Here is a 19,032-nt window from a genome sequence, read left to right on the forward strand (position 1 = left end):
CTCGGATGAGCACGCGCCGGTCTCCTCGTGGGCGGGAATTCAGAGTTTCGGCGGGGTCATGGTGAAGCGGGCGTTCACCTGCGCGTACACGGTCTGTCGCTGGGGTTCGAGGTCGACGGGGGGCGGCGGCGGGGCGCCCCCTCCGGCGGGGGCCGGCAGCGCGCCGCCGTAGCCGCCGGTCCGCGCGTACGCGACGGGGGCGGCGTTCTCCGCGCCTATGTCGGCGAGTTCGACCAGGGCGGCGAGCTCCGCGCCGAGTGCTCCGGCGTACTCGCGGGCGCGCTGGACGGCTTCGCGGACGGCCTGGCGGCGGGCCTCGCCGCGGGCGGGTGAGGTGGGGCGCAGGGCCCACCAGGGTCCGTTGACGTGGGTCATGTCGAGGTCGCCGACGCGGGTGACGAACTCGCCGAGTGCGGTGAAGTCGTTGAGGACGGCGGTGATGTGGACGCGGCCGTGGTAGGCGCGGATCTTCTCGTCGCGGCCGCGCTGGACGAGCTCGGGGTGGATGGAGAGGGCGCCGGTCTCGGTCTTCTCGACGGCGTCGCCGTAGGTGCGGGCGAGTTCGAGGACGGCGGCGTTGCGGCGGGTGAGGTCTTCGAGGGCGGCGCGGCGGTCCTTGCCGCGGGCAGTGACGGTGATGGAGAGGCGGGCGATCTCGGGGTCGACTTCCAGGCGGGCTTCGCCGCGGACGGCGAGGCGGGGCTGGTCCGGGGTGCCGTAGGGCTGTGCGGGCTCGGTCATGGGTCCACTGTGGCATCCGGGTGTGACAGTCGGGGCGTTCGCGGCCGGACGCCGTCCTGTCGATGTGTGGTCATGGAACGGAAACCTGCCGGGGGTGTTGCCGGGGGTGGTGTGTGGGTGATTATCTACGCGCGTTGTCCGGCGTGCGGGTGTGCCCTGGGGGCCGGTCTACACGCGTCACCCCGGGTGGGGCGGACGGCGTACGACAGAACAGAACTTCGCACCAGGTGAACCGATATGTGGGAGACGAGATGCCGCTGAACCGAAGGACGTTCCTGGGGACATCGGCCGCGGCCGGCGCGGGTGCGGTGGTGGTGGGCGGTGTCGCGTCGCCCGCCCAGGCGCACGGGCGTGGGCAGGGGCAGGGTCAGGGGCGTCCGCAGAAGCGGTATGCGTTCACGGTGATGGGGACGACGGACCTGCACGGGAACGTCTTCAACTGGGACTACTTCACGGACGCCGAGTTCGACGACAAGGACCACAACGATGTGGGTCTGGCGAAGATCTCGACGTTGGTGGAGCAGGTGCGGCGGGAGAAGGGCCGTCACAACACGCTGATGATCGACGCGGGTGACACGATCCAGGGCACGCAGCTTTCGTATTACTACGCGAAGATCGATCCGATCACGGCGAAGCGCGGTCCGGTGCACCCGATGGCGCAGGCGATGAACGCGATCGGGTACGACGCGGCGGCGCTGGGGAACCACGAGTTCAATTACGGCATCCCGGTGCTGCGGAAGTTCGAGGAGCAGTGTGATTTCCCGCTGCTCGGGGCGAACGCGCTGGACGCGAAGACGTTGCGGCCGGCGTTCGCGCCGTATGTGATCAAGAAGCTGCGGACGCCGCACGGGCGGGATGTGAAGGTGGGGATCCTGGGGCTGACGAACCCGGGGATCGCGATCTGGGACAAGGCGAATGTGAGCGGGAAGATGGTGTTCCCGGGTCTTGAGGAGCAGGCGGCGAAGTATGTGCCGCGGTTGCGTTCGATGGGTGCGGACGTGGTGATCGTGTCGGCGCATTCGGGGAACAGTGGGACGTCGTCGTACGGGGATCAGATTCCGTACGTGGAGAACGCGGCGGGTCTGGTGGCGGAGCAGGTGCCGGGGATCGACGCGATTCTGGTGGGCCACGCGCACCTGGAGATTCCCGAGTACTTCGTGGAGAACAAGGAGACCGGGAAGAAGGTCGTGCTCTCGGAGCCGTTGAAGTGGGGGCAGCGGCTGACGCTGTTCGACTTCGAGGTGGTGTGGGAGAAGGGCCGCTGGGTGGTCGAGAAGGCCGGTTCGCGGGTGTTGAACTCGAACACGGCGGTGGAGGACCGGAAGATCACGAAGCTGCTGGCGGACGAGCACGAGAAGGTCGTGGCGTACGTCAACCAGGTGATCGGTACGGCGGCGTCGGAGATGACCACGGCGGAGGCGGCGTGGAAGGACGAGCCGATCATCGATCTGATCAACGTCGTCCAGGCCGAGACGGTGAAGGCGGCGCTGGCGGGTGGTGAGTACGCGGACCTTCCGGTGTTGTCGCAGGCGTCGTGCTTCTCGCGTACGGCGCGGATTCCGGCCGGGAACGTGACGATCAGGGACGCGGCCGGTCTGTATCCGTTCGAGAACACGCTGGAGGCGCGTCTGGTGACGGGTGCGCAGATCCTGGACTATCTGGAGTTCTCGGCGAAGTACTACGTGCGGACGGCGGCGGGTGCTCCGGTGGATCCGGAGAAGCTGACGAATGCGGACAGCACGCCGGATTACAACTATGACGCGGTGTCGGGTCTGACGTACGACATCGACATCGCGAAGCCGGTGGGGTCGCGGATCGTGGGTCTGTCGTTCGAGGGGAAGCCGGTGGATCCGGAGGCGCGGTTCGTGCTGGCGGTGAACAACTACCGGGCGAGCGGTGGGGGTAACTTCCCGCATGTTCCGGGTGCGAAGCAGCTGTGGGCGAATTCGGAGGAGATCCGGAACACGATCATCGCCTGGGTGCAGGCGAAGGGTTCGGTGGACGGTGCGGAGTTCGCTTCGGTGGACTGGCGGCTGACGCGGGACGGTGTGCCGGTGTTCTAGTGGTGCCGGTCCGTGTGTGGCGGCGGCCCCCTTCCTTCCGCGGGTGCGGTGGGAAGGGGGCCGCTGGTGTGTGTCAGCGGGTGCCGAGGAGGGTGCGCCAGGTGTTGGGGCCGATGACGCCGTCGGCGGCGAGGTGGTGCTTCTTCTGGAAGGCGAGGGTCGCGGCCTTGGTCTTGGCGCCGAAACTGCCGTCGACGGCGAGGGCGTAGCCGTAGAGCTTGAGCTGGTTCTGGGCTGCCTTGACCGATTGGCCCTTGCTGCCGTACTTGACGGTGACGATGAGCTTGGCCCAGGTCTTGGGGCCGATGACGCCGTCGGCGGCGAGGGAGTGGGCCTTCTGGAAGCGGATCACGGCGGCGCGGGTCTTGGGGCCGAAGCTGCTGTCGGCGGAGATGCCGTAGCCGCGTGCGATGAGGAGTTGCTGGGCGGAGCGGACGTCGGTGCCCTTGGATCCGCTCTTGAGGACGGGCCAGCCGGCGCTGGGGACGGGGGTCTGGCTGCCGCCGCCACCGCCGCTGCTGCTTCCGCTGAGCTTGAGGGGGCGGTAGGGGTCGTAGTTGTCCTTGCCGATGCCGTAGCTCAGGGTGCGGTGGGTGGTGCCGTGGGAGCCGCGCTGCTCGTAGGCCCAGTAGGAGCTGTGTGAGGCGTTGGCCCACTTCTCGAAGATGACGACGTGGCGGAAGTCGCCGTCGCTGGTGCTGGCGTCGATGAGGAGGTCGCCCTTTTTGAGCTGGCTGGTGCTGCTGAGGTGCTTGGTGACGCTTCGGCTGCTGGCGAGGCCGACGGTGTTGAGGCCGGGCTTGCCGAGTGCGAGTGCCATGGAGACGAACCCGGAGCAGTCCTGGCGGTAGCCGTCCTTCCAGACGCGCTGCATGCTGTACGGGACCTGGTGGCCGCCGTTGGCGGTGAGCCAGGTGCGGGCCCGGTTGATCATGGTGTCGGGGGAGATCGTGCCGGAGGCCATGGAGGCTATCTGGTCGGCCTGGGTGACGAGGTCGCTGTCGGCCTCGGGTTCGGGACCGTAGTCCGTGTCTCTGGCGGCGGCGACGTTGGCCTGGTCGGTGGTGTCGTCGGTGAGCGACGGTACGACGACGACGGCGGCGGCGGCGATTCCCGCGGCGACGAGGCCGGCGAGGGCGATCTGGGTGCGGCGTGTGATGGACATGGTGTCCCCCGTTGTGTGTCCAGGTGCGGCACACGGTCCGACGCGCCCGCTGGTGCGGGGTGCTGTCGTTCCCGGGGTGCCGGCTGGGGTGGCTGACGGGGAACCACGATGGCCTGTGCGGGGGCGTTGGCCCAGCGTTGTGCGAAAGCCGCATCCGCTAGTGACGTGACCTCAACAATGTCGGCGGTTGGTGTGCGGCTTGTCTCGGGGGCCGGGTGGGTCAGTTGGTGTGGGTGAGGGGGACGAGGGTGGGTTGCTGGGTGGGGATGGCGGGTTGGGTGAGGCCGAAGGTGGTGAAGGCGGTGCGCTGTGGGAGGGGGTAGGGGGTGGTGCCGGTGAGGTCGTTGAGGATGGTGGCGCTGCGCCAGGCGGCAAGGCCGAGGTCGGGGGCGCCGACGCCGTGGGTGTGGCGTTCGGCGTTCTGTACGTAGATGTGGCCGGTGATGGCGGGGCCGAGGTCGAGGCGGTGGTGGGTGTCGATGCGGGGGCGGCCGGCGGTGTCGCGGCGGAGGTGGGGGGCGAGGTGGTGGAGGAGGGTGTCGAGGGGGCGTTCGCGGTAGCCGGTGGCGAGGACGACGGCGTCGGTGGTGAGGCGGGTGCGGGTGGATTGCTGGGTGTGTTCGAGGTGGAGTTCGACGCGGGTGTTGGCGACGCGTCCGGCGGTGCGGACGGTGACGCCGGGGGTGAGGGTGGCGTCGGGCCAGCCGCCGTGGAGGGTGCGTCGGTAGAGCTCGTCGTGGATGGCGGTGATGGTGTCGTGGTCGATGCCTTTGTGGAGTTGCCATTGCTGGGGGACGAGGGTGTCGCGGACGGTTTCGGGGAGGGCGTGGAAGTAGCGGGTGTAGTCGGGGGTGAAGTGTTCGAGGCCGAGTTTCGAGTACTCCATGGGGGCGAAGGCGGGGGTGCGGGCGAGCCAGTGGAGTCCTTCGTTTCCGGTGGGGCGGGCGCGGAGGAGGTCGAGGAAGATTTCGGCGCCGGACTGTCCTGAGCCGATGACGGTGATGTGGCGGGCCTGGAGGAGGCGTTCGCGGTGGTGGAGGTAGTCGGCGGAGTGGATGACGGGGGCGTTGCCGGTGTCGGTGAGGGGTTTGAGGGGTTCGGGGATGTGGGGTTCGGTGCCGATGCCGAGGGCGATGTGGCGGGTGTGGGTGCGGCCGAGTGATGCGGCTTGGCCGTGGGTGTCGAGCTGGGTGTGGTCGACGTCGAAGCGGGCGGTCTGGGGGTCCCAGCGGATGGCGTCGACCTGGTGGCCGAAGTGGAGGCCGGGGAGCCGGTCGCTGACCCAGCGGCAGTAGGCGTCGTATTCGGCGCGGTGGATGTGGAAGCGCTCGGCGAAGTAGAAGGGGTAGAGGCGGTCCTGGGCGCGTTGGTAGTTGAGGAAGCTCCAGGGGCTGGTGGGGTCGGCGAGGGTGACGAGGTCGGCGAGGAAGGGGACTTGGAGGGTGGCGCCGTCGATGAGGAGCCCGGGGTGCCAGTGGAAGGCGGGGCGCTGTTCGTAGAAGGCGGTGGTGAGGGGGGTGGGGAGGCCATGGGCGAGGGCGGCCAGGGAGAGGTTGAAGGGGCCGATGCCGATGCCGACGAGGTCGTGGGTGCGGTGGGGGTCGGGGGCGGGTGGGGCGGCGGTCATCGCAGGGTGCTGCCTTCCTTGAGTTCGGCGGTGAGGTGGGTGACGAGGGTGAGGAGGCGGTGGAGGTCGTCGGGGGTGGTGTGGGGGTTGAGGAGGGTGGCCTTGAGCCAGAGGCGGCCGTGGGTGTGGGTGCGGCCGAGTACGGCGTGGCCGCGGGTGAGGAGGGTGCGGCGGACGGTGGCGACGGTGTGGTCGTCGGCGTCGGTGGGGCGGAAGAGGACGGTGCTGATGGTGGGGCGGTCGTGGAGGTCGAGGCCGGGGGTGCGGGTGACGAGGTCGGCGAGGGTGTGGGCGGCGGCGCAGGTGCGGTCGACGAGGTCGGCGAGTCCGGTGCGGCCGAGGGCCCGGAGGGTGACGGCGATCTTGAGTGCGTCGGGGCGGCGGGTGGTGCGCAGGGAGCGGCCGAGGAGGTCGGGGAGGCCGGCTTCGGTGTCGTCGTCGGCGTTGAGGTAGGGGGCCTGGTGGTGGAGCGGGTGGAGGTGGTGGCGGTCGGGGACGGCGAGGATGCCGGCGGAGGCGGGCTGCCAGCCGAGTTTGTGGAGGTCGAGGGCGACGCTGTCGGCGCGGTCGAGTCCGTCGAGGAGGTGGCGGTGGGCGGGGCTGAAGAGGAGGGGGCCGCCGTAGGCGGCGTCGATGTGGAGTTCGGCGCCGTGGCGGGTGCAGAGGTCGGCGATGTCGGTGAGAGGGTCGATCCGGCCGGTGTCGGTGGTGCCGGCGGTGGCGGTGACGAGGAGGGGGCCCTGTCCCCGGTGGCGGGCGAGGGTTTCGTGGAGTGCGGGGACGTCGATGACGCCGTCGGGGGCGGGCACGGTGAGGGGTGCGGGGAGGCCGAGGAGCCAGGCGGCGCGGGTGATGCTGTGGTGGGCGTTGGCGCCGGTGATGGTCTGGACGGGGCCGTGGCGTTCGCGGGCGAGGAGGAGGCCGAGTTGGTTGGCCTCGGTGCCGCCGGTGGTGATGAGGGCGTCGGGTGCGGGGTGGTGGGGGTAGATCTCGGCGGCGAGTGCGGCGGCGGTGTCGGCTTCGAGGGTGGAGGCGGCGGGGGCCTGGTCCCAGGAGTCCATGGAGGGGTTGAGGGCGGAGGCGGCGAGGTCGGCGGCCGCGGCGAGGGCGAGGGGCGGGGTGTGGAGGTGGGCGGCGCAGAGGGGGTCGGCGGGGTCGGCGGCGCCTTCGGTGAGGGCTTGGACGAGGGTGGCGAGGGCGTGGTGGGCGCCGGTGCCGTGGTCCGGGATGAGGGGGGTGAGGGCGGTGCGGGTGCGGGGGGTGACGGTGTCGGGTCCGCCTGCGGGGAGGGGGCCGTCGCGGCGTCGGGCGCCTTCGGCGAGGGCGGTGAGGACGGTGTCGAGGAGGGGGCGCAGGGCGTCGGGTCCGGTGGTGGTCCCGGCGAGGGGCGGTACGGGCATGGGGTGGGTGGTCCTTCGGGCGCGCGTGGACGGGGTGCGGGCATGGTCGTGTCCGGCAAGTCCCGTCGTACGACCGGAGGGGGTCGGGGGCCGGGCGGGACTTTCCGGACACGGCCATGGGTGTGCGTGCCAGCTTGTCCGGGTTTCGGGTGGCGCGGCCGGGGAGCCGGGTGATCTGAACTCGAAAGGGTGGCGGGGTCCGGGTGGGGGCGGGTGGTGGGGGGCCGGGGTGGTATGGGTGTGCCCGGCGCGCCCCGGTGGGTCGGGGCGGGCCGGGCACGGGTGGGGCGGGTGGGTTCAGTTGGCGTTGCGTACGTGCAGGGCGCGGCGCAGGTCGTCGATCTGGTCGATGAGTTTGCGGCGGAGGGCCGGGATGAGGGCCGGGTCGTCGAGGGCTTCTTCGCCGGTGCGGAGGCTTTCGGCGTCGACGGCGTGGACGGGGAAGGCGTTTCGCCCGGCGGCTTCGGCGATGGCGGGGCCCCGGCGGGCGGCGAGCTGGGCGGCTTCGGGGTAGAAGCGGGGCACGTATGCGCGTACGAGGTCGGTCTGTTCGGGTTGCCAGAAGCCTTGGGCGGTGGCGGTGAAGAGGTAGTTGGAGAGGCTGTCGTCGTGGAACATCGCGTTCCAGGCGGCGGCTTTGGCCTCGGGGGTGGGGAGGGCGGCGCGGCAGCGGGCGGCGCCTTCCTGGCCGGTGGCGCTGGGGTCGTCCTCCAGGGCGGCGTCGATGGCGGTCTCGTCGGTGGCGCCGAGGACGGCGAGGCGGGTGAGGATGCGCCAGCGCAGTTCGGGGTCGAGTTCGGGTCCGCCGGGGACGGTGTCGTCGGCGAGCCAGCCCTGGATGGTGTCGGGCTGGGTGGCGGCGTCGATGAGGTGGCGTACGGCGGTGAGGCGCAGGCCGGGGTGGGTGCCGTCCTCGGTGCGGCGGATGAGGTCGCGGCAGAGGGCGGTGAGGGTGGCGAGGGCGGCGGGCCGGTCCTCGGGGGCGGTGTAGCGGCCGGCGACGTGGGTGTCGGCGAAGGCGAGGACGCCTTGGAGGAGGGCGAGGTCGGTCTCGTGGGGGAGGTGGGCGCGGGCGGCTTCGAGGTAGGTGCTGGGGGCGAGTTCGCCGTCGCGGACCATGTCGCGGGCGGCGTTCCAGATGACGGCGCGGGTGAGGGGGTCGGGGATGCCGGAGAGGCTGTCGAGGACGGTGTTCCAGGAGTGGGGGTCGAGCCGGATCTTGGCGTAGGTGAGGTCTTCGTCGTTGAGGACGACGAGGGCGGGGCGGCGGCCGGGGCGGGTGACGGGGGCTTCCTCGGGGATGCCGGCGTCGAAGCGTTCGCGCAGGACGAGGGGGGTCGGGCCGTGCTGGGTGTCGAGGCTGTGGTCGTAGGCGCCGACGCTGATGCGGTGGGGGCGGGTGCCCTGGTGGTCGACGGTGAGGGACCAGGTGGTGTCGCTCTCGGTGGTGTGTGCGGCGAGGGTGTCGACGCCGGTGGTGCGCAGCCACTGGTCGGCCCAGGCATGGACGTCGCGGTCGGTGGCGGAGGCGAGGTTGTCGATGAAGTCGGCGAGGGTGGCGTTGGCGAACTTGTGGCGGGCGAAGTGGGTGTTGATGCCGGCGAGGAAGTCCTTCTCGCCGAGCCAGGCGACGAGCTGGCGGAGGGCGGAGGCGCCCTTGGCGTAGGAGATGCCGTCGAAGTTGAGGAGTGCGGAGGCGGTGTCGGGGACGTCGGCGGGGTCGGGGGCGACGGGGTGGGTGGAGGGGCGCTGGTCGGCGTCGTATCCCCAGCCCTTGCGGGCGACGCCGAAGTCGACCCAGGTGTCGGTGAACCTGGTGGCTTCGGCGAGGGTCTGGTAGCCCATGTACTCGGCGAAGGACTCGTTGAGCCAGATGTCGTCCCACCAGGCGAGGGTGACGAGGTCGCCGAACCACATGTGGGCCATTTCGTGGGCGATGACCATGCCGCGGGTCTGGCGTTCGGTGTCGGTGACGGCAGAGCGGTAGATGTATTCGTCACGGAAGGTGACGAGTCCGGGGTTCTCCATGGCCCCGGCGTTGAATTCGGGGACGAACGCCTGGTCGTAGGAGTCGAAGGGGTACGGCTCGGTGAACTTCTCCTGGAACCGGTCGAAGCAGGCCCGGGTGATGTCGAGGATCTCGTCGGCGTCGGCGTCGAGGTGGGGGGCGAGGGAGCGGCGGCAGTGGATGCCGAAGGGCAGTCCGGCGTGCTCGGTGGTCACGGAGTGCCAGGGGCCGGCGGCGACGGCGACGAGGTACGTGGAGAGCGGCGGGGTGGGGGCGATGGTCCAGCGGCCGTCTCCGGTGTGCTCGGTGACGCCGTTGCCGAGGACGGTCCAGCCTTCGGGGGCGGTGACGGTGAGGGCGAAGACCGACTTGAGGTCGGGCTGGTCGAAGGCGGCGAAGACGCGCTGGACGTCCTCCATGAAGAGCTGGGTGTAGACGTAGGTCTCGTTGTCGCTGGGGTCGGTGAAGCGGTGCATGCCCTCGCCGGTGCGGGAGTAGCGCATGGCGGCGTCGACGCGGATCTCGTGGGGGCCTTCGGTGAGGCCGGTGAGGGGGTACCGGTTCTCGGTGAGGTCCGCGGGGTCCAGCGGCTGCCCGTCGAGGCTGATCGAGCGCAGGGTGGCGGGCTTGAGCTCGATGAAGGTGTCACCGGCCGTGCGGGCGGTGAACTCGATCACGGTACGGGAATCGAAGGTCTCCTCCCCCGCGGTGAGATCGAGTTCGATCGTGTATCGCTGTACGTCGAGGATCTGGGCTCGGGCCTGCGCTTCATCGCGCGTCAGTACGGACATGGGGACATGCTGCCGTATCGGCCGGGCGGCGCGCAGGCGGGTTCCGGTGGGGGCGGACCGCCGCGGAGGCGGCTGGGCCGCCTCCGCCGGACCGGTCCTCAACGTCCCCCGGTCGCCCCCGCGCCGTTCGCGGACTCCTCCGCGATGCGTTCGTGGTGGCGGATGACCTCCGCGACGATGAAGTTGAGCAGCTTCTCGGCGAACGCCGGGTCGAGATGGGCGCTCTCCGCGAGCTCCCGGAGGCGGGTGATCTGCCGGGCCTCGCGGGCCGGGTCGGCCGGCGGGAGCTGGTGGGCGGCCTTGAGGTGGCCGACCTGCTGGGTGCACTTGAAGCGTTCGGCCAGCATATGGACGACGGCGGCGTCGATGTTGTCGATGCTCTGGCGCAGCCGGTCGAGTTCGACGCGTACGGAGGCGTCGATGTCGTTCGTGGTCATGGGCAGCGAGCTTACGGGGCTACGAGCCGATCGTCGGAGGGTGTTCGGGGTCCGGGACGCGATCACTCCAGCCGCCCGGGACCGCGCGGCCCTGCTGTTCGCGGAAGCGCACCGGGGCGATGCCGACGCGGCGGGCGAAGAGGCGGGAGAAGTAGGCCGGGTCGTCGTAGCCGACGCGGCGCGCGACAGCCGCCACCGGCAGGTCGCTCGTGGCGAGGAGCTCCTTCGCGCGCCCGAGGCGGATGGTGAGGAGGTAGTCCTTCGGGCTGCTTCCCGCACCCCGCCGCACCGCCGTCCGCAGTTCGGCGGGGGTCATCCCGTGCCGGGCGGCGTGCTCGGCGACCGACAGCGGCTGGAAGGCGTCCCGGGCGAGCGCCTGGAGCACCGGATCGCCGTCCGGGCCGACATCGGCACGGGCCCGGCGCAGGGCGACGAGGAGTTCGTGCACGGCGGCCCCCGTCTCGACCTCCAGGAGCGGGTTGCCGCGCCGGGCCGCCCGGACCATCCGGCCGATCGCGGCGCGCGGGGCCGCGGTGTCGGCGAGGGGGACCAGGGGGCGGTCGGGTTCGATGCAGCCGAGCTCGGTGTACGTGGCGGTGGCGGACCCGGTGAAGTCCACGAAGCTCTCGTCCCAGCCGGACGCGGGGTCGGCGCCGTAGTGGTGCGGGACGCCCGGGGTCAGCCAGATGAGGCTGGGCGCGATGACCGGCACCCGCCGCCCGTCCGGCCCGGCGAACCAGCCGCTGCCGGAGTGGACCACGACGGCCACGTGGTGGTCCAGGGTGCGCGGGCCGACGGCCGGCAGGGTGCCGTGCTGGAGGCCGACGCCGAGGCAGACGAGACCGAGGCGGTGGTGGAGCGGGCTCGGCGTGAAGAAGCGCATCCAGGTGCGGTACATGGGCTCCCTCTCGCCCGGTCCGGCGACTCGCGTCCAAACAGCCACGATATTTGTCCATGGACCGGCCGTCACGCCCGGGGTGAGGCTGGACCGGGACATCCGCGTATCAGGAGAACGGGCACCATGGCTGACTTCACCGTCGGGGACGACGGCTTCCGGATCGACGGCGAGCCCGTACGGCTGCTGTCCGGGGCCCTGCACTACTTCCGGGTGCACGAGGGCCAGTGGGACCACCGGCTCGCGATGCTGCGGGCGATGGGCCTGAACTGTGTGGAGACGTACGTCCCGTGGAACCTCCACGAGCCCCTGCCCGGCCGCTTCCGGGACACCGGGGCGCTGGGCCGCTTCCTGGACGCGGCCCAGCGGGCCGGGCTGTGGGCGATCGTGCGCCCGGGCCCGTACATCTGCGCGGAGTGGGAGAACGGCGGGCTGCCCGTGTGGGTGACCGGCCGGTTCGGGCGGCGGGTGCGGACCCGCGACGAGGGGTATCTCGACGCGGTCGGGGCCTGGTTCGCCGAGCTGCTGCCGCAGGTCGCGGAGCGGCAGATCGACCGCGGCGGCCCGGTGATCATGGTGCAGGCCGAGAACGAGTACGGGAGTTACGGCACCGACGCGGTCCATCTGCGCCGGGTGGCCCAGCTGCTGCGCGGGTGCGGGGTGAGCGTGCCGCTGTTCACCTCGGACGGGCCGGAGGACCACATGCTGACCGGCGGCTCGGTGCCCGGCCTGCTCGCCACCGCCAACTTCGGTTCGGGCGCCCGCGAGGCGTTCCGGGTGCTGCGCCGCCACCAGGCGTCGGGTCCGCTGATGTGCATGGAGTTCTGGTGCGGCTGGTTCGAGCACTGGGGGGCGCCGCCGGTGGTGCGGGATCCGGCGCAGGCGGCCGGTGCGCTGGCGGAGATCCTGGAGTGCGGGGCGTCGGTGAACGTCTACATGGCGCACGGCGGCACGAACTTCGCCGGCTGGGCGGGCGCGAACCGTTCCGGCCCGCTCCAGGACCAGGAGCTGCTGGCGACGGTGACGTCGTACGACTACGACGCGCCGGTGGACGAGTACGGCCGGGCCACGGAGAAGTTCCGGCTGTTCCGGGAGGTCCTCGCCGGGTACGCGGACGGGCCGCTGCCCCCGCTGCCGCCCGAGCCGGTCGGGCTCGCCGCCCCGGTGCGGGCGGAGCTGACCGAGTGGGCGCCACTGGACACGGTGCTGGAGGCGCTGGGCGACGAGGAGGCGGCGGAGTCCGGGGTGCCGCCGACGTTCGAGGAGCTGGGGGTGGACCGCGGCCTGGTGCGCTACCGGGTCGCCGTGCCGGGTCCGCGCCGCCCGTACACGCTGGGTGTCCCGGGGCTGCGGGACCGTGCGGTGGTGTACGTGGACGGGGTGCGCCGGGGCGTCCTGAGCGAGGAGGACTCCGCACTGCAGGAGCCGGTGGCCGGGCCCGCCGAGGTGGAGCTGTGGGTGGAGTCGCTGGGCCGGGTCAATTACGGGCCGCGCCTGGGCGAGCCGAAGGGGATCACCGGGGGCGTGCTCCACGAGCGCCAGTATCTGCACGGGGTGCGGGCGCGGGCGCTGCGGCTGGACGCGTTCGAGGAGCCGGGTGCGGTGGCGGGTGTGCCGTTCGCGCCGGTCGGCGGGGAGGGCGGGACGGGTCTGTACCGGGGCACGTTCGAGGTGACGGCGGGCGCGGACCACGCGGGGCTCGAACTCCCGGGCTGGACGCGGGGGTTCGTCTGGGTGAACGGCTTCTGCCTGGGCCGGTACTGGTCGGCGGGCCCGCAGCACACGCTGTACGTGCCGGGTCCGGTGCTGCGGGACGGGGTCAACGAGGTGTGGGTGCTGGAGACGGAGGGCGCGGGCGCGCCGTTCGTCCGGCTGGGCCCGGGTCTGCCGGTCCGGGCGGGCGGCTGACAACCTCGGGGCGCCCTCCCCCGTCTCCATGGGTGAGGAGTCGGGCCCGGAGCGAGGAGCGGAGGTACGCAGATGCCGGACAGCCCCCGCCGCAGCCCGGTCGAGCACGGGTTCCCGCATCTGGACACGGTCCGCTCGGCGATCACCGCGCTGTACCGGCGGCTGTCGGCCGACGGCGTCCAGCGGTTCGCGCCGAGCCTGGCCCCGGCCGACGCCGCGTTCGCCGACGCGGACGATCTGCACCTGGGCGCGCAGCGGGTGGCGCGGGCGATGGTGCACCACTACCGGCTGCCGGACGCCCGGGTGATCGTGGCGTTCCGGTCCATGGAGCACGCGGGGAGCGTCGAACTCGCGTCGGGGCCGGAGTACTTCGTGGAGCTGAACGACCGCTTCCGCACCCATCGCCGGGACATCGGCGCGGCCCTGTCGCACGAGGTCGCGCATGTGCTGCTGCACCGGCTGGGCCTGGAGTTCCCCGGCACGCGCGACAACGAGATCCTCACGGACACGGCGGCGGCGTACCTCGGGGCGGGGTGGCTGCTGCTGGACGCGTTCCGCGAGGACGCGACGTCCAGCCAGAAGCTGGGGTACCTGACGCCGGAGGAGTTCGGGTACGTGCTGGCCAAGCGGGCGCTGGTGTTCGGCGAGGACCCCTCGCCGTGGTTCACCAGTCCGCAGGCGTACACCGCGTACACGGAGGGCCGGGCGCGGGCGCTGCGGGATGCGGCGCGGGCGCCGCTGACGGCTGCGGGGTGGGCGGGGCGGCGGCGCTATGCCCGGGACCGGCGGTCGGTGTCCGGGGTGCCCGGGGGCGCGTACACCTTCGAGGCGGGCGGGGACGGGTTGCGGGTGGCGTTCCCGTGCCCGGTCTGCCACCAGTGGAACCGGGTTCCGGTGCGGGGGCGGGTGCGGGTGCGGTGTGCGCTGTGTCGCGCGGTGCTGGACTGCACGACGTGAGCGGTCACTGTCCACGGCGCCGGAGGGGCGAAATCAAGCCCCTCCGGCGATTGAGGAGCGGGGGTCCGGCGCAGCGGCCCCCGGGAGTGTCACGCGGCGCGGCGGCTGCGCTGCGCGGTGCCCCTGGAGGCACCGGTGCTGCGGGACGCGCCGGTGCTGCGGGACGCGCCGGTCCCCCGGCCCCGGCCGCGGCTGCCGGAGCGGGTGCCCGTGCCCGCCGGCCGCGTGCGCGGCTTCGGCTGGGCCGGCTGCGGGACCTCTATGACCACCGCGACTCCGGACGGTTCGCGGGCGCCCGTGATGCGGGACAGTTCCTCGTCGCTGGAGCGGATCCGGGTGGTGCGCGGATCGATGCCGGCGTCGCGCATCAGGCGGGTCATGTCCCGCTTCTCGTCGGGCAGCACCAGGGTGACGACGCTGCCGGACTCCCCGGCACGGGCGGTGCGGCCGCCTCGGTGGAGGTAGTCCTTGTGGTCGGTGGGCGGGTCCACGTTGACGACCAGGTCGAGGTCGTCCACGTGGATGCCCCGGGCCGCCACGTTCGTCGCGACGAGGGCGGTGACCTGGCCGTTCTTGAACTGGTCCAGGGTCCGGTTGCGCTGCGGCTGCGAGCGCCCGCCGTGCAGCGCGGCAGCGCGTACACCGCTGGCGAGAAGCCGCTTGGCGAAGCGGTCCGCCGCGCGCTTGGTGTCCACGAACATGATCACGCGCCCCTCGCGGGCGGCGATCCGGGTCGCGACGGCCTTCTTGTCGGTCTCGTCCAGGACATGGAGGACGTGGTGCTCCATGGTGGTGACCGCACCGGCGGACGGGTCGACCGAGTGCACGACGGGGTCGGTGAGGAACATCTTGACCAGGCGGTCGATGTTCTTGTCCAGGGTCGCCGAGAACAGCATCCGCTGGCCGTCCGCCTCGACCTGCCTGAGCAGCGCGGTGACCTGGGGCATGAAGCCCATGTCGGCCATCTGGTCGGCCTCGTCCAGGACCGTGATCGCGACCTGGTCCAGCCGGCAGTCCCCGCGCTCGATGAGGTCCTTGAGCCGGCCCGGGGTCGCGACCAGCACCTCGGCGCCGCGCCGCAGCGTGGCGGACTGCCGGGTGATCGACATGCCGCCGACGACGGTGGCCAGGCGCAGGTTGACCGAGGTGGCGTACGGGGTCAGCGCGTCGGTGACCTGCTGGGCGAGCTCGCGGGTCGGGACGAGGACGAGGGCGAGGGGCGCCTTCGGTTCGGCGCGGCGGCCGGCGGTGCGGGCCAGGAGCGCGAGGCCGAAGGCGAGGGTCTTGCCGGAGCCGGTGCGGCCCCGGCCGAGGATGTCGCGGCCGGCCAGCGAGTTGGGCAGCGTGGCGCCCTGGATCGGGAACGGCTCGGTCACGCCCTGCGCGGCAAGGGTCTTCAGCAGGGCGGCGGGCATGTCCAGCTCGGCGAACGCCTCGACGGCGGGCAGTGCGGGGGTGATGGTCTCGGGCAGCGCGAATTCGCCCTGCGGCGGCGTGGCCCTGCGACGGGGCGACGCCTTTCCGGTTCCCTTGCCGGAACCCTGTGCGGTTGCCTGTGCCCGGTCCGTGCCGCGCGCCCTGGACGGGCGGTTGCGGGCGGGACGGTCCTGGCGTTCGGAGCGGGTCATATCGGGATTGTCCTCCTGGGACAGCACGAGCCGGGGCCCGCACCTTGACGGTGCGGGCCCCGGCTGCGAGGTACGCGTCCGGCGAAAATTAGGCCGGGACGATGTTCTCCGCCTGCGGGCCCTTCTGGCCCTGCGTGACGTCGAAGCTGACCTTCTGGCCCTCGACGAGCTCACGGAAGCCCTGGGCGTTGATGTTCGAGTAGTGGGCGAAGACGTCGGCGCCGCCGCCGTCCTGCTCGATGAAGCCGAAGCCCTTTTCAGAGTTGAACCACTTCACGGTTCCAGTAGCCATGTCGTTCTCCTAAGGAGGTGCAGTGCCGGAAATTCGCACTTTACGAATTCCAAGTCGCCGCATTGAGCCCCATCCGGAGAAAGCCGGAAAACAATAAAGCGCCTGACGAAGCATTCCGTCAGGCGCACATAAAGTTCATGGGTACCAAAACTGCAACACGACAACCGTAGCACGACCTGCCGCCGGATGTCGGGAGGCACACCCGATCAGCCGTCGTTGCCCCTGCGGATCGTGCGCAGCGGGCGGCCGGGGCGCCAGGTGGTGAGGACGATGGTGTCACCGCCCTCCAGGCCGACCCTTACCACCTCGGTGGGCTCGACGCGGAACAGGTGGAAGGGCTCGGGCGGGGTGCGCTCCTCGATGAAGCGGGCGAGGACGGCGGGGTCGGTCACCTCGACGGCGCGCCCGGAGATCCGGACGTCCCCGTCGGCCATCTCGGCGTCCGGCCCGGGGTTGGCGTGCACGCAGAAGCGGGGGTCGCGGCGCAGGTCGAGGGCCTTGCGGGAGTTCGGCATCATGCCCAGGTGCGGCTCGTCCTCCCAGAAGTCCACCTCCAGGCCGGTGAGCCGGGGCGATCCGTCCTTGCGGAGGGTGGCGAGGACGTGGTGCTTGTACTGCGCGAACCTCCGTCGCACGGTGTCGGCGAAGCCGGGTTCGGCGGTGCGGAAGTCGGTCCAGGTGATCGTGGTCATGAGGCCATGGAACCGGTTAATCCCGTCACCCTCTGTCCGGTTTTCCGGCCGACCCGCTCCGGCCCACCCGTTCGGGTGCCCGCCGCGGGTGCGGAGCCCGGGTCGGGGCCGCCGCCGCGCGTTCGCTATCTTGATCGCCGCCGACCCCCACCGGCCCCGATCCCGTACAGACGAAGGAGCCGGCCATGGAGGCCGCCGCCACCGCGTGTTACCGCCATCCCTCGTACGAGACGTATGTGAGCTGCGTCCGCTGCGAGCGCTTCATCTGCCCGGACTGCATGCGGGAGGCGGCGGTCGGCCACCAGTGCGTGGAGTGCGTCAGGGAGGGGCGGCGCTCGGTCCGGCAGGCCAGGACCGCGTTCGGCGGGACCGTGTCGCGGACCGCGGTGCCGGTCGTCACGTACACGCTGATCGGCCTCAACCTCCTGGCGTACCTGGCGGAGCTGATACGCCCGGGGGTGGTCGGCCGGTTCGCGATGACAGGGGCCGTGCTCACCGACGCGGACGGCGGGCGGTACTTCTACCAGCCCGGGGGCCACACCGGGTTCGACGTCGTCGGGGTGGTGGACGGCGAGTGGTACCGGCTGCTGACCGGGGCCTTCCTCCATCTGCCGCCGGACGGCTCGTCGTTCGGGTCGCTGCCGTTCGGGGTGCTGCACATCGCGTTCAACATGTACGCCCTGTGGAATCTCGGCCGGGTCGTCGAGGAGCAGCTGGGCCGGGCCCGCTTCCTCGCGCTGTATCTGCTGTCCGCGCTGGGCGGCTCGGTGCTGGTGTACCTGATCTCGCCGTCGGACGAGGTGGTGGGGGCCTCGGGCGCGGTCTTCGGTCTGGCCGCCGCGTTCTACGTCATCAGCCGGCGCCTGGGCCGGGACATGCAGGCGGTCAACAGCTTCCTGGCCGGGTTCCTGGTGTGGATGCTGCTCTCGGCGGCCTTCACGTCCTGGGAGGGCCACCTGGGCGGCCTGCTGACCGGTGCGGCGGTGACCGTCGTGTACGCGTACGCCCCCGCCGGGCGGCGTACGGCGGTGCAGGCGGCCGGGTGCGTGGTGCTGGCGGCGGTGCTGGTGCTGCTGGTGGTCCTCAAGACGTCGGCGCTGACGGGCTGAGCGGGCGGGCCGGGGTGCCCCGGTCTGACACGATGACCCGCATGCGGAACGATCACTTCACGGAGCGCTCGCGTGCCCTGGTGCGGCGGCTGCATCCCCTGGACTGGCTGGCCGGAGGGCTGCTCCTGCTCGGAGTGATCGCGGCGGCGACCGGGCTGCTGCCCGCCGGGCCGGCCGAGGACCAGCTGCGGCGCCTCGGGCCGCTGCTCGCGTTCCTGGCGACGGTGATCGTGCTGGCGGAGCTGGCGGGCCGGGCCCAGGTCTTCGACGTGGTCGCGGCGTGGGTGGCGCGGGCCGGGCGGGGGCGGTATCCGCTGCTGTTCGGGCTGTGCGTGGCGTTCGCCTCGCTGACCACGATCACCCTGAACCTGGACACCACGGCCGTGCTGCTCACCCCGGTGATGCTGGCGCTGGCCGGGCGGGTGGGCATCGCGGCGGTGCCGCTGGCGATGACGACGGTGTGGCTGGCCAACACGGCGAGCCTGCTGCTGCCCGTGTCGAATCTGACCAATCTGCTGGCGGCGGACCGGGTGGCGCTGTCCCCGGCCGGTCTGGCCGGTGTGATGTGGCTGCCGCAGCTGGCCGCGATCGGGACGACCGCCCTGTGCCTGTGGGTGTTCTACTGGCGCCGGGGGCGCCGGGGTGCCGATACGTACACCCCGCCGCCGGTGCCGTCGCCCGGGGACCGGGTGCTGCTGGGCGTGTGCTCGGCGGCGTGCGCCGGGTTCCTGCTGGCGATCCTGGTGGTGGACGTGCCGCTGTGGTCGGCCTCGCTGGTGGCGATGCTGGTCGTGGTGGTGGCGTACGCGGTGCGGCGGCGCGGGGAGCTGCGGCTCTCGCTGGTCCCGTGGCGGCTGCTGGTCCTGGTGCCGGGGATGTTCCTGGTGGTGGAGACGGTCAACGCGCACGGGCTGCACGAGGTGCTGGTGCGGGCGCTCGGCACGGACGACGGCCTCGGCGGCATGCTGCGTACCGCCGGGGTGGGCGCGGGGCTCGCCAACGTGCTGAACAACCTTCCGGCGTACGTGGCGGGCGAGGCGGTCGTCCCGGCGGGCAACCACCATCAGCTGCTGGCCCTGCTGATCGGGGTGAACGCGGGCCCGCTGGTCACCCCGTGGGGGTCGCTGGCGACGCTGCTGTGGTTCGAGCGGTGCCGGTTCCAGGGGACGCGCATCGGCGTACGGCGCTTCGCGCTGACCGGCCTGGTGCTCGCGGTGACGGCGACGGCGGCGGCGACCTGTGCGCTGGCGCTGACCGCCTGAGCCCCCGGCACCGCCTGCCCCCGGACGCGCCACGGCGCCTGCCGAATTCGTCCGGTC

At 72.0% G+C, this 19,032-nt stretch carries 15 protein-coding genes; 5 read left to right on the forward strand and 10 right to left on the reverse strand.

Going from position 1 to position 19,032, the window contains the following annotated elements; genetic code table 11:
• Nucleotides 1–39: 39 nt before the first annotated feature.
• A complete protein-coding gene (locus ACLQ2N_RS19245) occupies nucleotides 40–741 on the reverse strand; it encodes an SIMPL domain-containing protein (protein WP_425814569.1) in 702 nt (233 codons plus the stop codon).
• Between the two features lie 251 nt (nucleotides 742–992).
• On the opposite strand from ACLQ2N_RS19245, the gene ACLQ2N_RS19250 reads away from it, so the two are divergent.
• On the forward strand, nucleotides 993–2,804 hold the full coding sequence (locus tag ACLQ2N_RS19250; RefSeq protein ID WP_425814571.1) for a bifunctional metallophosphatase/5'-nucleotidase: 1,812 nt from the start codon (nucleotides 993–995) through the stop codon (nucleotides 2,802–2,804).
• Nucleotides 2,805–2,877: 73 nt separating this feature from the next.
• Here the strand turns inward: ACLQ2N_RS19250 and ACLQ2N_RS19255 are convergent, their stop codons facing one another.
• From ACLQ2N_RS19255 to ACLQ2N_RS19280, 6 genes are all read right to left on the reverse strand, one after another.
• A complete protein-coding gene (locus ACLQ2N_RS19255) occupies nucleotides 2,878–3,969 on the reverse strand; it encodes a peptidoglycan-binding protein (protein WP_425814573.1) in 1,092 nt (363 codons plus the stop codon).
• A gap of 220 nt (nucleotides 3,970–4,189) precedes the next feature.
• A complete protein-coding gene (locus ACLQ2N_RS19260) occupies nucleotides 4,190–5,596 on the reverse strand; it encodes a lysine N(6)-hydroxylase/L-ornithine N(5)-oxygenase family protein (protein WP_425814575.1) in 1,407 nt (468 codons plus the stop codon).
• A complete protein-coding gene (locus ACLQ2N_RS19265) occupies nucleotides 5,593–6,996 on the reverse strand; it encodes a pyridoxal phosphate-dependent decarboxylase family protein (protein WP_425814577.1) in 1,404 nt (467 codons plus the stop codon). The genes ACLQ2N_RS19260 and ACLQ2N_RS19265 overlap by 4 nt, the downstream gene beginning before the upstream one ends.
• Before the next feature lie 297 nt (nucleotides 6,997–7,293).
• A complete protein-coding gene (pepN, locus tag ACLQ2N_RS19270; protein WP_425814579.1) occupies nucleotides 7,294–9,795 on the reverse strand; it encodes an aminopeptidase N in 2,502 nt (833 codons plus the stop codon).
• A 98-nt stretch (nucleotides 9,796–9,893) separates the two neighbouring features.
• Entirely contained in the window at nucleotides 9,894–10,232 is a 339-nt protein-coding gene (locus tag ACLQ2N_RS19275; RefSeq protein WP_425814581.1) for a chorismate mutase, read from the reverse strand.
• A 19-nt stretch (nucleotides 10,233–10,251) separates the two neighbouring features.
• Nucleotides 10,252–11,130, reverse strand: coding sequence for a helix-turn-helix domain-containing protein (locus ACLQ2N_RS19280; RefSeq protein ID WP_425814583.1), 879 nt, complete (start codon nucleotides 11,128–11,130; stop codon nucleotides 10,252–10,254).
• Between the two features lie 123 nt (nucleotides 11,131–11,253).
• Here ACLQ2N_RS19280 and ACLQ2N_RS19285 point away from each other — a divergent pair, with 123 nt between their 5' ends.
• Nucleotides 11,254–13,035: a beta-galactosidase gene (locus ACLQ2N_RS19285; protein WP_425814585.1), complete on the forward strand. Its 1,782-nt coding sequence runs from the start codon at nucleotides 11,254–11,256 to the stop codon at nucleotides 13,033–13,035.
• 72 nt (nucleotides 13,036–13,107) lie between these two features.
• Nucleotides 13,108–13,992 (forward strand): hypothetical protein, encoded by an 885-nt coding sequence (locus tag ACLQ2N_RS19290; RefSeq protein ID WP_425814587.1) that lies wholly within the window; start codon nucleotides 13,108–13,110, stop codon nucleotides 13,990–13,992.
• Nucleotides 13,993–14,081: 89 nt separating this feature from the next.
• Here ACLQ2N_RS19290 and ACLQ2N_RS19295 read toward each other — a convergent pair whose 3' ends face one another.
• From ACLQ2N_RS19295 to ACLQ2N_RS19305, 3 genes are all read right to left on the reverse strand, one after another.
• Nucleotides 14,082–15,620, reverse strand: a complete 1,539-nt coding sequence (locus ACLQ2N_RS19295; RefSeq protein ID WP_425814589.1) for a DEAD/DEAH box helicase — start codon at nucleotides 15,618–15,620, stop codon at nucleotides 14,082–14,084.
• Between the two features lie 88 nt (nucleotides 15,621–15,708).
• Nucleotides 15,709–15,912, reverse strand: coding sequence for a cold-shock protein (locus tag ACLQ2N_RS19300; protein ID WP_018104519.1), 204 nt, complete (start codon nucleotides 15,910–15,912; stop codon nucleotides 15,709–15,711).
• Between the two features lie 206 nt (nucleotides 15,913–16,118).
• A complete protein-coding gene (locus ACLQ2N_RS19305; protein WP_425814591.1) occupies nucleotides 16,119–16,604 on the reverse strand; it encodes a pyridoxamine 5'-phosphate oxidase family protein in 486 nt (161 codons plus the stop codon).
• Nucleotides 16,605–16,789: 185 nt separating this feature from the next.
• Between ACLQ2N_RS19305 and ACLQ2N_RS19310 the strand changes: the two genes are divergently transcribed.
• Both ACLQ2N_RS19310 and ACLQ2N_RS19315 read left to right on the forward strand, forming a co-directional pair.
• Nucleotides 16,790–17,713, forward strand: a complete 924-nt coding sequence (locus tag ACLQ2N_RS19310; protein ID WP_425814593.1) for a rhomboid family intramembrane serine protease — start codon at nucleotides 16,790–16,792, stop codon at nucleotides 17,711–17,713.
• Between the two features lie 41 nt (nucleotides 17,714–17,754).
• Nucleotides 17,755–18,975: an SLC13 family permease gene (locus ACLQ2N_RS19315; protein WP_425814595.1), complete on the forward strand. Its 1,221-nt coding sequence runs from the start codon at nucleotides 17,755–17,757 to the stop codon at nucleotides 18,973–18,975.
• Nucleotides 18,976–19,032 lie beyond the last annotated feature (57 nt).

Origin of the sequence: Streptomyces sp. DT224, from assembly GCF_049844595.1 — a bacterium.
Taxonomy (GTDB): Bacteria; Actinomycetota; Actinomycetes; order Streptomycetales; family Streptomycetaceae; genus Streptomyces.